Below are 15,018 nucleotides of genomic sequence, written 5' to 3'. Positions count from 1 at the left end.
GCGATACGCCTGAAGACCCCCCGGCGACGCGCCTGGGGGTCCCTCGAATGAGGTCTCTCGATCCAAGCCAGCCAGTTCTTCGGCAGTCAAGAGAAGTTGTGTAAACGATACCCGTCGATTTCCCGGGCTCCGCTTGTCGTTCCGCTTGTGTACGTGGCTGGTTGTGGTCGGCGTCGCTTCGTAATGGATTCTTGACCCAGGGCGATGTGCCCGTCCCTTCACAGAAGCGATAGCCTCGCCGCAGTCGGCGTCGATCACCCATCGGTCATCCAGCGGTACGCATCGGTCGTCGGCTCGATCGGAGTCGGACAGAATCGGGGACCGATCGAAACCGGCCATCCGTGTGCGTCGCGCGCGGTGCACCACCCGCCATGAAGGAGGCCCGGTGTCCACGAACGAGGTGGACGCGCCCACCCGGCCGGCCCCAGCGCCCGGCCCTCGTGGGCTGCGGGCCCTCGCCGACCGGTGGCCCTTCCAGCGCAAGCTCAACGTCCTCGTCGGCCTGCCGCTCGCGGTGATCGCCGTCCTGCTGACGTACGTGATCACGGACCTGCTCCAGGAGTCCCAACGGGCCGAGGAAGCCGCCCAGTTGGTGCGCGACAGCGCCCAAGTGGCCAAGCTGGTCTCGCTGGTGGAGGCCGAGCACCAGCAGGCGATCCTGCTGTCGGTGCGTCACGAGGCGTCCTTCGACGGCGGCACCCCCTCGGCCGACCCCTACCGGGTGGCGCAGGTCAAGGTGGACAACCAGGTGACGACGGTGCGCGACGCCTTCGGCGGGCGGCTGCCGGCCGGCGAGTCCCAGGCGCTGCGCGAGATCGAGGGCCTCGGGGGGCTCAGGTCGACGATCGAGCAGGGCTATCTGCCCGCCGACAACATCGACCCGGCGTACACGGGCGCGGCGCGCGCCCTCATCGACGGCCTCGGCCTGGACCGCAACTCGGCACTGGCGACGACGTTCACCGGCAACCTGCTGGACTCCCTGCTGCGCGCGGACGCGGCGCACGGCGCCTTCGAGACGGGCGTGTTCTCGGCGCTGACCGGGGACAGCAACGCGCTCATCGAGTTCACCGGCGCGGTCGGCGCCTACGAGGTGTACACATACCAGACCGACCGGTTCAACCGGTTCGCGACCGCCGCGCAGTCCGACGAGCTCGGCGGCATCGAGCACAACACGGCGCAGGCCGCCATCGACCAGCACTACGCCGAACTCTCCGTCGACCCCAGCTCGTTGCAGGCGACGACGACCGCCGCGCTGCGCACCTCGCTGCGCCAGGCGCTGAGCGCGTACGGCGACTACCAGCAACAGGCCGACAACCGGCTGAAGATCACCGACTCCCTGATCGGCCAGATCGCCGACCGCGCCGACGACGCGGCGAGCAGCGCCCGTTGGCGCGTCACGCTGCTGCTGAACCTCGCGGTGATCGGGTTCATCCTGTGGATCGCGTTCTCGGTGCTGGTCCGGCGCTCGGTCGTCCGGCCGGTGCTGGCTCTGACCGGCGCCGCGCGCGAGGTCGCGGACGTCGCCGGGCGGGAGCTGGCGCGTGTCGCCGACGACGACGCGGAGGAGAGCGGCTCGCCGCGCCTGCGTGAGCTGCCGGTCACGGCGAACGACGAGATCGGTGAGCTGGCCGAGGCGTTCAACAACGTCCAGACGACGGCCGCCGCGCTGCTGGAGCGTCAGGTCCTCAGCCGTCGCAACGTCGCCGAGATGTTCGGCAACGTGGGGCGCCGCGTCAGCAACTTGACGACCCGTCAGCTCACGCTGATCGACGCGGTGGAGCGCGGCGAGACCGACCCGGCGCTGCTCGAACGCCTCTACTCCATCGACCACATCGCCGTCCGTCTGCGCCGCAACGCCGACAGCCTGATGCTGCTCGCCGGGATCCGCGAGACCGTCCTCGACTCGGGGCCGGCCGCGCTCACCAACGTCGTGCGGGCCGCGCTCGGGCAGATCGAGGGGTACCAGCGCGTCGAACTGCGGGCCGCGTCCGAGGTGATGATCGAGCCCGACATCATCGGCGACCTCACGCTGATGGTGGCCGAACTCCTGGAGAACGCGGTGTCGTTCTCGCCCGCCGACTCGCCGGTCGAGGTCGCCGTCCGCACGCACTCCGAGGGCGCGTCCATCACGGTCGTCGACCACGGGCTCGGGATGAGCGCCGAGCGGCTGGCCGAGGAGAACGCCCGGCTGGTGCGGCGCGAGCGGCTCGACCTCGTACCGACGAAGGTGCTCGGCCTGTTCGTCGTCGGCGCCCTCGCGCGGCGCTGGGAGATCGAGGTCACCCTCTCCCGTACGCCCGGTGGCGGTCTCACCGCCGAAGTGGCGCTGCCGTCGACGCTGTTGCTGACGCTGAGCGGCGAGGAGCCGCCGGTGGTCGCGCCGGGGCCCCTGGTTTCCCGCGGGAGTTCGGGGGCAGGTGCCGGGGAGGCGGGACGAACGAGCACGGAGAGGTCTGTGGGGACGGACGACGGACATGGCGCGGAGCCGGTTTCCACGACCCCGCTCCCGCTCGACGCGCCCGGCCTCAACGGCGCGTCTCCCGACCGGACTTCACCACTCACCGAAGCCGGTGCCGAAGACCCCACGCTGCCCCGCCGTACCACTCAACCCGCCGAGGCCCCCGCCCCGTTCATCCCCCGGGCCCGCTCGGAGGAGCCCGTACCGGCCGACGGTCCGAGGCCGCTCAAGCGGCGGGTGCGGGGCGCGACCCTGCGGACGACCGTGGACGCCGCCGCGCAGCAGGGCGCGCGTGCCTCCCGTCCCGCCGACGCGGACGCCGTCCGTGACACGCTGGACGAGTTCGAGGAGGCGGTGGCGCGTGCGAACGCCGATACGGCGGAGACCACGGCCCCCTTCACCGGAGGGGTCCGTTCCGGAGAGAATGGTCCGGAAACGAAACAGAAAGCGTTTACGCACGACGATGTGCCGAGCCGCCGACCCCCCACCGACGACCGGAACCCCATGCACCACCAGAAACACCTTCCGGAAGGAGCCGAGCAGTGAGCACGTCGACAGGTGACACCCCCGCGGGTGAGGCCACGCCGACCGATCTGCGGGCCGCCGCAGCCGACTTCACCTGGCTGCTCAATCGTTTCGCCACCGAGACCGCGGGCGTCGTCGACGCCATCGCCGTGTCCTCGGACGGACTGCTGATAGCCGTCTCCGAGCTGCGTGAGCACGCGGACTCCGAGCGGCTCGCGGCGATCGTCTCCGGCATCACCTCGCTGGCCGCCGGGGCCTCCGGCAACTACGGTCTGGGCGGGCTGAACAAGGTCATCATCGACCTGGAGGGCGGCCATGTGCTGGTCTCCTCGGTCGGCAGCGGCGCGGTCCTCGGCGTCGTCACCGACAAGGAGGCGAAGCTCGGCAACATCGCCTACGAGATGACGGTGTTCGCGAACCGGGCGGGCAGCGCGCTCAGCCCGCAGCTGGTCCTTGAGCTGAAGAACACCGTGGGCGCCGCCAAGCAGAGCCAGCAGGGCCGGCGTCCGAGCCGGACCCGCTGACACCGGCCGGTACGCCAGAAGAGAAGAGCAGGCGAAGATGGCGGACGGGCGCACCCCGCAGGGCGCCGGAGAGGACGGCGCGGCGCGTCCGCCCTCCGCCGTGCGGCCGTTCCTGGTCACCGCCGGCCGGGTGGCCGGGTCGGCCGCGTCCGCGCGGGCGATGCCCGTGGAGACGCAGGTGGTGGCCACGGCTGGCGGGCTCGCCGTCCTCGACCGGCTCTCCTTCGAACAGCACGACATCATCGCCGCGTGCCGTCGGCCGCAGTCCATCGCGGAGATCGCGGCGCGGCTGCGGCTGCATCTGAACGTGGTGCGGGTCCTCGCCGAGGATCTGCGCGCGGCAGGTCATCTGACGGTGCATGTACCGGACTCCGGCGCGATCCATGACGCGTCCGTCCTGCGCAGGGTTATCGATGGCCTGCGGGCCATCCCCGACTCCCGGGGGGTACTCCGTGACTCCGACTGAACCGTTCACCAGCGCCGTCGGCGCGGTCGCCGTCGAACGGCCGCCGCTGCCGGTGAAGTTGGTGATCGCGGGCGGCTTCGGGGTGGGCAAGACCACCGCCGTCGGCTCGATCTCCGAGATCGAGCCGCTCACCACCGAGGCGGCGATCACCGAAGTCGCGGCGGGGGTCGACGACTTGTCGCACACGCCGCGCAAGACGACGACCACGGTCGCGATGGACTTCGGCTGCATCACCATCGACCCGACGCTGAAGCTCTACCTGTTCGGTACGCCGGGCCAGGAGCGCTTCGGCTTCATGTGGGACGACATCGTCGAGGGCGCGATCGGCGGCCTCGTCATCGTCGACACCCGCCGCCTGGACGACTGTTACGCGGCCGTCGACTACTTCGAGCACCGCCGGATCCCCTTCGCGGTCGCCATCAACGCCTTCGACGGCAAGGTCGAACACACCCTGGACGAGGTCCGCTGGGCCCTGGACGTCACGGACGGCGTCCCGCTCCTGGTCTTCGACGCCCGCGAACGGGGCTCGGTACGCGACGCGTTGCTGATCGTCCTGGAACAGGCGCTGGCCCGTACGGAGGGCTGAGGGAATAGCCGGGCGAGCGGCGGGGGTTGGCCCGGACATGAGCAACGACGTCCGTACGATCACCAACCCGCCGGCCCTGCACGACCCGACCCCGTTCGGCTACAGCCATGTCGTCTCGGCGCCCGGCGAACTCGTCTTCGTCGCCGGGCAGTACGCCTCCGACGAGACCGGCTCCCCGGTCCCCGGCGACTTCGCGACGCAGGCCGAACTCGCCTTCACGCGGCTGGAGTCGGCGCTCGCGGCGGTCGGCCTCGGTCTCCAGCACGTCGTCAGGCTCGGTACGTTCGTCGTGGACCACGACGCCGACAAGCTCCAGGCGCTCGGCAAAGTCCTGCACGCCCGCTTCGGCGACCGCCTCCCGGCGCAGACCCTGAACGGCGTGGCCTCGCTCGCGCTGCCGGGGATGCTGTTCGAGGTCGACGCCGTCGCCGTACGGCCGGTCTGAGACGGCACAGAGGGCGGTACCGGGAGGTACCGCCCTCTGTTGCTGCAACCGGTTGCTACGCGCTTCGGCGCACCCCCGGCGACACCGCGAACCGTGCCACCGCCCAGAACAGGCCCAGCGTCGCGAGGGCCATGAAGGCGACCAGGGTGGCGCCGCCGACGACCTTCTCGTAGTCGTGCTGGTAGAGGCCGTCGATGATGAAGCGGCCGAGGCCGCCTAGGCCGACGTACGCGGCGATGGTGGCCGTCGAGACGATCTGGATGGCCGCCGAGCGCATGCCGCTGAGGATCAGGCCGAGGGCGACGGGGAGTTCGACGCGGAAGAGGATGCCGATCTCCCCCATGCCCATGCCGCGCGCGGCGTCCACGGGGGCCGGGTCGACCGAGCGCATCGCCTCGTACGTGGTGACGAGGATCGGCGGGACGGCGAGGATGACCAGCGGGATCATCACCGGCAGCATGCCGAAGCCGATGATCATCGTGGCAAGGACGAGGAGCCCGAACGTCGGCAGCGCGCGGGCGGCCGTCGCGACGAACGCGAGCGCGTTGCCGCCCCGTCCGAAGTGCCCGGTGACGAGGCCGATCGGCAGTCCGACGACGACGGCGTACCCGAGCGCCTCCAGCGAGTACTGGACGTGCTCCCACAGCCGCGTCGGAATCCCCGCGTAGCCGCTCCAGTTGGCGTCGTTCTCGAAAAAGTTGCTGATGTAGTGCAGGACGTTCACCGGACAGCGTCCTCCAGTGCGGCGGGAACCGTCTCGGGCCTCGGACGGCGTGAGCCGCTCTTCGGCATCCACGGCGTGAGCAGGGTGCGCAGGCCGACCAGCAGCGCGTCCACGATCACCGCGAGCGCGGCCGACGTCAGCACCGAATTCCAGGCCAGCTCGGGGCGGTTGTAGATGTTCGCGTCGTGCAGCAGGTTCCCCAGCGCGCCCTGGTTGCCGATGAGCGTGCCGACGCTGACGAGGGAGATGCTGGAGGCAACGGCGACGCGCAGCCCGGCGATGATCGCGGGCACGGCGATCGGCAACTGCACCTGGATGTACCGGCGTACGGGCCCGAAGCCCATCGCGGTGGCCGCCGCGAGCGTCTCCTGCGGCACGGACCGCACCGCGTCGACGATCGCCGGGACCAGCACGACGAGGCTGTAGACCGTCAGCGGGATCATCACGGTCAGCTCGGTCATGCCGGTGTAGTCGATGAGGACGACGAAGAAGGCGAGCGACGGGATCGCGTACAGGATCGTCGTCACCCAGAGCACCGGCGGGTACAGCCACTTGAGCCGTACGCAGAGCTGCCCGAGCGGCAGCGCGATCACGAGCCCGGCGAGGACCGGGAGCAGCGCCTCGCGCAGGTGGAGGCCGATGAGGCCGAGCCAGCTGTGCTGGAGGTCGCTGGGGATGTCGAAGAAGCCGTCGAAGTAACTCACCGCAGGACCTTCGGCTCCGAGGCGGATGCGCCGGCACCCTCGGTGGCGCTCTCTTCGTGCGCCCCGCGAATGGCCTCCCCGATGGCCTGCTGCGAGACCACCCCGGCGACCCGCCCCTCCGCGTCCACGCCGACCGCCCACCCCGTCGGCGACAGCACGGCGCAGTCGAGCGCGGCCCGCAGCGAGTCGGTCCCGGCGACGAACGGGCGCCCGCAGGACAGGAGTTGACCGGCGTCGATCTGCCCCGCGACCAGCTTGCCCGGCTCGCCCCAACCAAGTGGCTTGCCGTCCATGCCCGTTACAAGGAGGTACGGCGCCCCCGCGCCCGCCGCTGCCGCGAGCTGCTCGGCGCTGGAGTCGACGGCGACGACCGGGCCGGTGCTCAACTCCAGCCCCGCGGCGGGGAAGAAGGACAGGCGCCGGATGCCCCGGTCCGCGCCGAGGAAGTCCTCGACGAACGCGTCGGCGGGGTCGGAGAGCAGCTCGGCCGGGGGCGCGAACTGCGCGAGCTTGCCGCCCGTACGCAGCACGGCGACCATCGTGCCGAGCTTCACGGCCTCGTCGATGTCGTGCGTGACGAAGACGATGGTCTTGCCCAACTCGCCCTGGATGCGCAGGAGTTCGTCCTGGAGGCCCTTGCGGACGACGGGGTCGACGGCGGAGAACGGCTCGTCCATCAGCAGGACGGGCGGATCGGCGGCGAGCGCGCGGGCCACGCCGACGCGCTGCTGCTGGCCGCCGGAGAGCTGGTACGGGTAGCGCTTCGCGAGCGTGGCGTCGAGTCCGACGCGGCCCATCAACTCCCGCGCGCGGTCCCGGGATTCGGCCTTGCTCACGCCCAACAGGCGGGGCACGGTCGCGATGTTGTCGAGGATCGTGCGGTGCTGGAAGAGACCGGCGTTCTGGATGACGTAACCCATCCCCCGGCGCAGGGTGTTGACCGGCTGCTGACGCGTGTCGACACCGTCGATGGAGATCGTGCCCTCGCTGGGCTCGACCATCCGGTTGATCATCCGCAGCGTGGTGGTCTTGCCGCAGCCCGAGGGGCCGACCAGGACGGTGATCGCGCGGTCCGGTATCTCCAGGGAGAGCCGGTCGACGGCTGTGGTGCCGTCCGGGTACCGCTTGGTGACTGAATCTATCCGTATCAAAACGCCGAACACCCTTCGGGTCTGGCCGAATCAGCCCGCTGCCGACGCGTGTCGGGCCGTTGCGGGGAGAGTGTAGACCGCTTGTGTTGCATCTCTTCAATGGGCCCACTGTCTGAATTTCGCCATACGAGACGCGATCCGGCGGGCGTCGCTGGGCGTCTGCCCCGAACCTCCTGCGGCACACCTGCGAGTCCGCTGATTCTCACGGTGCGCCCACCCCGGACAGACGGGTGGGCCGCCGGAGTCGATCCGGCGGCCCACCCGTTCCCGCACCCGTTCACGCGACCGCAGGCACCACAGGCACCCCAGCGGTACGCAGCACTTCCCCACCCGCCACCACGGCGAACACCTCGCACCCTTCCCGCCCGGCAGCCCACTCGACCCCCGCACGCCCCATGGCGAAGGCGGCGGTGGCGACCGTGTCGGCCAGCGTCAGCGAGGGCGCCACGATCGTCAGGCTGTCGAGCCCGGCGGCCGGCAACCCCGTACGCCCGTCGATGATGTGGTCCCCCCGCTCGTACCGCGCGGACGTGGCCACCGCCCCCTCGCTCAACTCCAGTACGGCGCACAGCTGATCGGCGACCTCGGGATGCCGCACCCCCACCCGCCAGGGCCCGCCACGCACCACGACGTCGCCCCCGGCGTTGAGGCAGAACCGCCGCACCCCGGCGCCGGTCAGCAGCTCGGCCGCGCGCTGCACGGACCACCCCTTGACCACGGCGCACGGGTCGAAGTCCCGTCCGGGCAACCGGACGTCGAAGGCCCCGCCCGTGGCGACCCGGTACTCCTCGCACAGGCCGAGCACCTCGACGAGGTCCGCGCTCAGCTCCCCGTCGGACAGTTCGCCCCGCCCGTACCGCGAGACCTCGCTGCCGGGCTTGAACGGGCTGAACCGCTCGTCGACCTCGCGCAGCCAGTCGAAGACGGCGTCCCCGAGACCCCCGGGAACCTCCTCGTCGTCGATCCGCAGCGAGACCGGAAACCCCATGACGTGCTCGACCCGGTGCACAGCTCAGCCCTTCGCGTCGATCGCGGCCTGCAACGACTCCTTGTAGCCGTCACTGGTGATGGTCGCACCCGACACGGTGTCGATGTCCGCGCTCTGCGCGTCGAGCGTCTCGGCAATGAGCTTCGGCACGGCGGCCGTGGTCTGCGGATGGTTCGGCTGCTTCAGCATCTTGACGGCGCTGATCGCGTCCCCGTCGAAGGTGACCTGGACCTGGACATCACCCTTCTCGGTCCCGACGGTGGGCCCGTCGACGACCTTCGACGAAGAGGCGGCAGCCCCAGAGGAAGCCCCAGCAGAAGCCCCGGAAGGAGCAGCGGCCCCAGCAGAAGCCCCGGAAGAAACAGAAGCCGCATGCGCATCGATCGCCGCCTGCAACGACTTCTTGTAACCGTTACTGGTGATCGTCGCCCCGGACACCGTATCGACGTCCGCGCTCTGCGCACTCAGCGTCGCCGCCACCAGCTTCGGCACAGCGGCCGTCGTCTGCGGATGATCAGGCTGCTTCAGCATCTTGACGGCGCTGATCTTCCCGCCCTGGTACGTGATCTGTACCTGGACGTCCCCCTTCTCGGTCGGGATGGTCGTACCGGAGAAAACGGTTCCCGCAACACCCGAAGAAGAAGGCGCAGAGGCCGCAGAGCTATTGCCGGCCGACGAGGACGCGACGCCCGGCACGTACCGGAAGACCGGCACCAGCCCGACAACGGACAGGACAAGAACAGGAATTGCTCGTTTCACGGTGTTTCTCTCATCCCGCCAGGCTGAAGCGTTCGAAGTGGATCTGCGGCTTCGGCACGTCCAGCTCACGCAGCGTGCCGAGGACCGCGTTCATCATCGGAGGCGGCCCGCACAGGAAGACGTCCCGCTCGGCGATGTCCGGTACGAGCGCGGCGAGCCCCTGCGGCGCGAGCCGGTCGGGGACGGGCGGGCCGGTGACGAGGTGCAGCTCGGCGCCCTTGGCGTGCGCGAGGTCGCGCAGCTCGTCGTACAGGACCGCGTCGCGCTCGGAGCCGACCCGGTAGATGACGACGGCGTGCCCGGTCAGGTCCTCCATGAGGGCGCGGATCGGGGTGACGCCCACGCCGCCCGCGATGAGCAGCGCGTCGGTGCGGGTGCGGTGCAGCGCGGTGAACGCGCCGTACGGGCCCTCGGCGAAGACGCGGGTACCGGGCTTGATGTGGCGCAGGCCCGCCGAGCCGTCACCGGCCGCCTTGGCGGTGAGGCGCAGGCGCAGGCCGTCGGGGGCGGCGGACAGGGAGAAGGGGTTCGCCTGCCACCAGCGGTCCTTCGTGAGGAAGCGCCACAGGAAGAACTGGCCGGCCTGCGCGGGCATCTTGTCGAGGTCGCGGCCGGTGATGTGCACGGAGACGACGTTGTCGGACTCGGGGACGACCTCCGAGACGCGCAGCTGGTGCCGCCAGTTGCGCCACAGGGGCAGGATCAGCCGGCCGAGCGCGACGGAGCCGAGCGCGGCACCCCAGAGCGTGTACCAGTAAGCGGTTGCCGCCGACGAGGCCGTGAAGGTCGTACCGATCGCGACCTGGTGGGTGAAGGCGAGGACGACGGCGACGTACGTGTAGAGGTGGATGAAGTGCCACGTCTCGTACGCGAGGCGGCGGCGGGCCCAGCGGGCGGAGGCGCCGCCGATGACCAGGATCAGGAACCAGGCGACGACGGCCCGCAGGACGCCCTCGGTGGTCTCGGCGAGGTTGACGATCTGGTTGACCGGGTCCATCGTCCCGGCGAGGTCGGCGTAGCCGAAGGCGATGAAGACGACGTGCCCGACGAGGGTCCACAGGAGGCCGAAGCCGGTCCAGCGGTGCCAGTTGGTCAGCCGGTCCATGCCGATCCGGCGGTCGAGCCAGGGCAGGCGGGCGACCAGCAGGAGCTGGAAGGCCATGAACAGGGACGCGTACAGGCCGGTGAAGCGGCCGAGCACGATCAGCGCGTTGGAGCCGAACCCGGCGTCGGCGGCGAAGTACGCGACGGCGGCCACGTTCGCGGCGAGCAGGGCGTACAGGCCGGTGCGGGCCACGACTTTCGGACGGATACCCGTGGCGGCGGGTGTGGGGGGAGACTGCTGGACGGTCGTCACGGGCTGGGACTCCTCGATCGGGTTCTCAGGACACGAGCTTCGCCGCCGGGAGCTGTCGATACCCTGTCGTAAGACTTTCAACTAATTATCGATCTCAGGAGAGTGTCATCCGTACGTCTCGCCCTGTCAGTGGCGTACCGCACTATGAACGGGTGGAGAAAGTACGCCTGCTCGTCGTGGACGACGACCCGCCGATCGCCGATCTCGTGGCGACGGTCGCCCGCTACGAAGGCTGGGAGGCGGTGACGGCGAACTCGGGCGAGGAAGCGCTGCGCCTGGCCGCCGAGTTCCAGCCGGACATCGTGGTGCTCGACCTGATGCTGCCCGACCTCGACGGCTTCGGGGTGCTCGACCGCCTGCGCCGGTCCGGGACGATGGTGCCTGTGGTGTTCCTCACGGCGCGCGACGGCGTCGCGGACCGTGTCGCCGGGCTCACCCGGGGTGGCGATGACTACTTGGTGAAACCGTTTGCTGTCGAAGAGCTGATGGCCCGCCTCCGGACGGTCCTACGCCGCTCGGCGGGCCCGAGCTTCACCCGCTCGGTCCTCCAGGTCGCCGACCTGACCATGGACGAGGACACCCGCGAGGTCCGCCGCGCGGGCAAGCTCCTCACCCTCACCCCGACCGAGTACGAGGTGCTGCGCTACCTGATGCGCCGCTCCCCCACCGTCCTCACCAAGGCGCAGATCCTCGACCACGTCTGGGAGTACGGCTTCGGCGGCCGGTCCAACGTCGTCGAGCTGGTCGTCAGCCGCCTGCGCCGCAAGCTGGACGCGACCGGCGACCCGCTGATCCACACCGTGCGCGGATTCGGGTACGTCGTGCGCCGCCAGGCCGCCGAATGATCGCGCGGCTGCGGCGCTCGTACCGGCGCATGCGGCTCGGTACGCGCCTGGCGCTCGGCCTCGGCGCGCTCGCGCTGATCGTCTTCGCGGTCGTCGGCACGGCGCTGACCACGTACATGCGCGAGTACCTCTCCGGCCAGCTCGACACCCAGATCGCGCAGGCGCAGATCGCCCAGTCCAAGAACGTCGCGGACACCGGCACGCTGCTGGGCAAGAAGTACTGGAGCTGGTTCTACGCCGTCTACGACATCAAGGACGGCGAACCGAAGCTGCGCAAGCCCGAGGACCCGACCGACCTCCCGCACGACATCTCCGGTTTCACCGCCCTCGCCAAGGCACAGGGCGGTTCCGCCGAGGAGCTGCTGCGCACCGAGCACATCGAGGACGCCGGGGACTACCGGCTGCGCGCCTGCGAGGTCGCGCCCGGCGTCGTCCTGATCAGCGCCGCGCCGCTGGACGACATCGACGACACCGTCCAGCGCCTGGTCAAGATCCAGGTCGTCGCCTTCGGGTTCGCGCTGCTCGTCCTCGTCGTCATAGGCCGCCGTCTGCTGCGGCGCGGGCTCACCCCGCTCAGCGACATGGCCCACACGGCGCACAACATCGCCTCCCACGACCTCACGGACTCCGCGTCCCGGCTGCCCCTGCGCGCCGACAAGCGGGGCGGCGGGCCCGAGGTGGAGGAGCTGCGGACCGCCTTCAACACGATGCTGGAGCACATCGACGACTCCCTCGCGGTGCGGGCGGAGGCGGAGCAGCGGCTCCGGCGGTTCGTCGCGGACGCGTCGCACGAGCTGCGTACGCCGCTCATGTCCGTACGGGGGTACGCCGACCTCTTCCAGTACGCCGCTGCCAACGCGCCCGAGGAGCGGGAACGCCATCTCGCCCGCCTGCGTGCGGAGGCCGCGCGGATGGGGTTCCTGCTGGACGATCTGCTGCTGCTCGCCCGTCTCGACGCCGCCGAGGTGGAGGCGCCGTTGCGGATGGCGGACGGGGATCTTGTCGAGCTGGTTGAGCAGGCCGCCGATGCGTTCCGGGCCAGCCACAAGGATCATCCGCTGACGGTTCTGCCGGGGCCCTCGTCGTTGACTCTGCGGCTCGATCCTCAGCGGGTTCGGCAGGTGCTGGACAACTTGCTGACCAACGCGGCTGTTCATACGCCGGTGGATACGGCCGTGTCCGTCGAGGTGCGGGTGGAAGGGGAGTTGGCGTGTGTGCGGGTCGCCGACGAGGGGCCCGGGGTGCCGGCTGAGGATCGGGAGCGGGTGTTCGACCGGTTCTATCGGATCGACAAGGCGCGTAGTCGGGATCGGGGCGGGAGTGGGCTGGGGTTGTCGGTGGCTCGGTCGTTGGTGCGGGCGCATGGGGGGACGATCAGGTTGACGGAGGAGGGGGGGAGGACGGTGTTTGTGGTGGAACTGCCGGTGGGGTGAAGGGGGTTGTGGGGCGGGTGCGGCAGCGTCGTGGCTGGTCGCGCCCACGCGGCGGTAGCCGCACATCGATACAGCCCCGCGCCCCTAAAGCCGGCGGGCTTCGCCCTGCCTGCTCCGGCCAGCCCCCCCTCGTCAGTCCAACTCGTCCAGCGTCCTTCGTACGCTCTCCTCACTCAGTCCTTCCCCGCTGTTGTCGAACTCCACCCGCCTTGCCCCCTCCCAACGGCACTGGTTCGCCTGCGACTTGGTCCAGAACTTCGGCCAGTCCGCCAACTTCGAGGCGTCCCTTGCCAAACCCCTTGCCCTGATGCGCGCTTGGGCCGTGGGCGAGTCAACTCGTACGTGGACCACGACCGGTTCGACGTCGGCAGGCCAGCCGTGGCGATTCGCTGTGGTCGTCAGGAAACCCGGGTCCGCGAAGTAGCTGCCGAAGGGGGCGTCCAGGACCACCGGGCGACCCACCGCTAGGTTGTCGCGGGCCAGGTCCAGGAGTGTCAGGTACTCCAACTCCCTTACCGTGGACAGGTAGTACGCGTTTCCGTCCCGGTCGTCGGGGTCCGTGCCGGCCGTCTTCAGCAGCGCTTCCGTCAGCCTCGTGCACGCCGTGTCCTTGTCGAGGTGGGCCGCGCCGGTCAGCTTCGCGAGGAGGCGGGCGACGCTGGACTTGCCGGAGCCGGCGGGGCCGATGACGAAGTAGGCCCTCATCCCCGCACGCCCTCGCTCTGCGTGTCCTTCACGAAGAACAGGTACGACATCCCCCCGACCAGCAACAACACCCCGCCCACCAGAAACACCAGGCTGTAACTGTTACCGGTCGCGTCAAGAATCGCCCCCGTGACGATCGGCGCCAGCGCGGCCCCCAGAAAGCCGCCGAAGTTCTGGATCGCCCCCAGCGAAGCGACCTGGTGCGGCGCCGCGAGGTCGGACGCGAGCGTCCACAGGCACCCCATCGGCACCTGCGCCGCGAAGTACCCGAGGGACAGCAGCGCGACGGCGAGGGGCGTGCTGTCGACGTACGCGACCGGCAGGACGGCCGCCGCGGCGAGGACGGCACCGCCGACGATGGGCACCTTGCGTGCCGTGACCGCCGGAAGCCCGCGTCGCACCAGCCGCCCGGAGAGGATGCCGCCGAACAGCACCCCGCCGATCCCGCACAGGTACGGCAGCGAGGCCAGCCACCCCGTCTCCGCGAGGCTGAACCCCCGCGAGGTCTCCAAGTAGCTGGGCAGCCAGGTCAGATACACCCACACCGTGTAGAAGATCCCGAACGCCCCCAGGATCATGAACCACGTGTTCCGCTGCCCGAACAGCGCACCCCAGCTGGCCTTCTCCTCCCCGCCCTTGACTTCTTCGGCGAGCTCCTCCCCCCGGATCAGGGCCTGTTCCCTCAACGACGGATCCCGGTAGACCCGCAGCCACACCAGCATCACGAAGATCCCGAGCGCCCCGACCACGAGAAACATCCCCCGCCAGCCGAAGGCGATCAACAGCGAGGTGAGCAGCGGCGGCGCGATCGCGTTGGCTATCTGGGACCCGGTGTTGACGACAGAGATGGGCAACGCCCGCTCTTCTTTACCGAACCACCGCTCGTTGACCTTCAAACTGGCGGTGAAGAACGGCGATTCAGCAACACCGAGCGCAACACGAGCGGCGTACAGAAGCCCGAAGCTGCTGGCAGCGGCGGTCACCATGGTCATCAACGACCAGAGCCCGGCGGCCCAGGCGTACATCTTCTTGGGCCCGAACTTGTCGACCAGATACCCGGCAGGCAGATTGGCGATGGCATAGGGCCAGGAGAACGCGGCGAGCAACAACCCCATCTCGGTCGAACTCAACCCGAACTCACCGGAGATGGTGGTATTGGCAACGCTGAGGGTAGCCCGATCAAGGTAGTTGACAACGCCCCCAACAACGAGAAGGCCAACGAAGGCCCAGCGAAGGCGGAGGGAGGGGGAGGTCTTGGCGGGAGTAGGGACGAGCGATTCCTGAAGCACGGGGACAACTCCTCGGGGACGAAGGAGAAGAGGGGGACAGCAGGGTTTTTGCTTTTTAG

15 protein-coding genes are annotated in these 15,018 nt (G+C 69.9%); 7 read left to right on the top strand and 8 right to left on the bottom strand.

The window, feature by feature from the left end; translation table 11 throughout:
* Positions 1-385 precede the first annotated feature (385 nt).
* The 5 genes from J8M50_RS36695 to J8M50_RS36675 are packed head-to-tail and all read left to right on the top strand — an operon-like array spanning position 386 to position 5,004.
* Entirely contained in the window at positions 386-3,004 is a 2,619-nt protein-coding gene (locus J8M50_RS36695; protein ID WP_010353217.1) for an ATP-binding protein, read from the top strand.
* Positions 3,001-3,507: a roadblock/LC7 domain-containing protein gene (locus J8M50_RS36690; protein WP_010353216.1), complete on the top strand. Its 507-nt coding sequence runs from the start codon at positions 3,001-3,003 to the stop codon at positions 3,505-3,507. Before J8M50_RS36695 ends, J8M50_RS36690 begins: the two co-directional genes overlap by 4 nt.
* 37 nt (positions 3,508-3,544) lie before the next feature.
* The gene (locus J8M50_RS36685) at positions 3,545-3,973 is read left to right on the top strand and encodes a DUF742 domain-containing protein (protein WP_010353215.1); all 429 of its coding nucleotides are present in this window, start codon (positions 3,545-3,547) and stop codon (positions 3,971-3,973) included.
* The gene (locus tag J8M50_RS36680; RefSeq protein ID WP_010353214.1) at positions 3,960-4,559 is read left to right on the top strand and encodes a GTP-binding protein; all 600 of its coding nucleotides are present in this window, start codon (positions 3,960-3,962) and stop codon (positions 4,557-4,559) included. The genes J8M50_RS36685 and J8M50_RS36680 overlap by 14 nt, the downstream gene beginning before the upstream one ends.
* A 37-nt stretch (positions 4,560-4,596) precedes the next feature.
* Positions 4,597-5,004, top strand: a complete 408-nt coding sequence (locus J8M50_RS36675) for a RidA family protein (protein WP_010353213.1) — start codon at positions 4,597-4,599, stop codon at positions 5,002-5,004.
* Positions 5,005-5,059: 55 nt separating this feature from the next.
* Here the strand turns inward: J8M50_RS36675 and J8M50_RS36670 are convergent, their stop codons facing one another.
* The 6 genes from J8M50_RS36670 to J8M50_RS36645 all read right to left on the bottom strand — a co-directional run bounded on the left by J8M50_RS36670 (position 5,060) and on the right by J8M50_RS36645 (position 10,687).
* A complete protein-coding gene (locus J8M50_RS36670; protein ID WP_010353212.1) occupies positions 5,060-5,728 on the bottom strand; it encodes an ABC transporter permease in 669 nt (222 codons plus the stop codon).
* Complete coding sequence (locus J8M50_RS36665) at positions 5,725-6,432, bottom strand: ABC transporter permease (protein WP_010353211.1); 708 nt, start codon at positions 6,430-6,432, stop codon at positions 5,725-5,727. The genes J8M50_RS36670 and J8M50_RS36665 overlap by 4 nt, the downstream gene beginning before the upstream one ends.
* Complete coding sequence (locus J8M50_RS36660) at positions 6,429-7,583, bottom strand: ABC transporter ATP-binding protein (RefSeq protein WP_010353210.1); 1,155 nt, start codon at positions 7,581-7,583, stop codon at positions 6,429-6,431. Before J8M50_RS36660 ends, J8M50_RS36665 begins: the two co-directional genes overlap by 4 nt.
* A 277-nt stretch (positions 7,584-7,860) precedes the next feature.
* The gene (locus tag J8M50_RS36655) at positions 7,861-8,592 is read right to left on the bottom strand and encodes an FAD:protein FMN transferase (RefSeq protein ID WP_010353209.1); all 732 of its coding nucleotides are present in this window, start codon (positions 8,590-8,592) and stop codon (positions 7,861-7,863) included.
* A gap of 3 nt (positions 8,593-8,595) precedes the next feature.
* Positions 8,596-9,330: an FMN-binding protein gene (locus J8M50_RS36650; RefSeq protein ID WP_010353208.1), complete on the bottom strand. Its 735-nt coding sequence runs from the start codon at positions 9,328-9,330 to the stop codon at positions 8,596-8,598.
* A 10-nt stretch (positions 9,331-9,340) separates the two neighbouring features.
* Positions 9,341-10,687 (bottom strand): ferredoxin reductase family protein, encoded by a 1,347-nt coding sequence (locus J8M50_RS36645; protein ID WP_010353207.1) that lies wholly within the window; start codon positions 10,685-10,687, stop codon positions 9,341-9,343.
* Positions 10,688-10,839: 152 nt separating this feature from the next.
* Between J8M50_RS36645 and J8M50_RS36640 the strand changes: the two genes are divergently transcribed.
* Positions 10,840-11,532, top strand: coding sequence for a response regulator transcription factor (locus J8M50_RS36640; RefSeq protein WP_010353206.1), 693 nt, complete (start codon positions 10,840-10,842; stop codon positions 11,530-11,532).
* Positions 11,529-12,965, top strand: a complete 1,437-nt coding sequence (locus tag J8M50_RS36635) for a sensor histidine kinase (protein ID WP_010353205.1) — start codon at positions 11,529-11,531, stop codon at positions 12,963-12,965. Before J8M50_RS36640 ends, J8M50_RS36635 begins: the two co-directional genes overlap by 4 nt.
* 132 nt (positions 12,966-13,097) lie before the next feature.
* On the opposite strand, the gene J8M50_RS36630 is transcribed toward J8M50_RS36635, so the two are convergent.
* Together J8M50_RS36630 and J8M50_RS36625 are read right to left on the bottom strand one after the other, a co-directional pair.
* Complete coding sequence (locus J8M50_RS36630) at positions 13,098-13,670, bottom strand: P-loop nucleotide/nucleoside kinase family protein (protein ID WP_010353204.1); 573 nt, start codon at positions 13,668-13,670, stop codon at positions 13,098-13,100.
* A complete protein-coding gene (locus tag J8M50_RS36625; RefSeq protein ID WP_010353203.1) occupies positions 13,667-14,959 on the bottom strand; it encodes an MFS transporter in 1,293 nt (430 codons plus the stop codon). Before J8M50_RS36625 ends, J8M50_RS36630 begins: the two co-directional genes overlap by 4 nt.
* Positions 14,960-15,018: the final 59 nt, after the last annotated feature.

This window comes from Streptomyces acidiscabies, assembly GCF_020010905.1.
Classification (GTDB): Bacteria; Actinomycetota; Actinomycetes; order Streptomycetales; family Streptomycetaceae; genus Streptomyces; species Streptomyces acidiscabies.
The sequence above is the reverse complement of the archived record's forward strand: the minus strand, read 5'-3'. Positions and strand labels throughout refer to the sequence as shown.

Bases quoted from the DNA above. Each gene is read 5' to 3' on its own strand.
- J8M50_RS36630 (WP_010353204.1), bottom strand. From the start codon at position 13,670: ATGAGGGCCTACTTCGTCATCGGCCCCGCCGGCTCCGGCAAGTCCAGC.
- J8M50_RS36635 (WP_010353205.1), top strand. From the start codon at position 11,529: ATGATCGCGCGGCTGCGGCGCTCGTACCGGCGCATGCGGCTCGGTACG.
- J8M50_RS36675 (WP_010353213.1), top strand. From the start codon at position 4,597: ATGAGCAACGACGTCCGTACGATCACCAACCCGCCGGCCCTGCACGAC.
- J8M50_RS36685 (WP_010353215.1), top strand. From the start codon at position 3,545: ATGGCGGACGGGCGCACCCCGCAGGGCGCCGGAGAGGACGGCGCGGCG.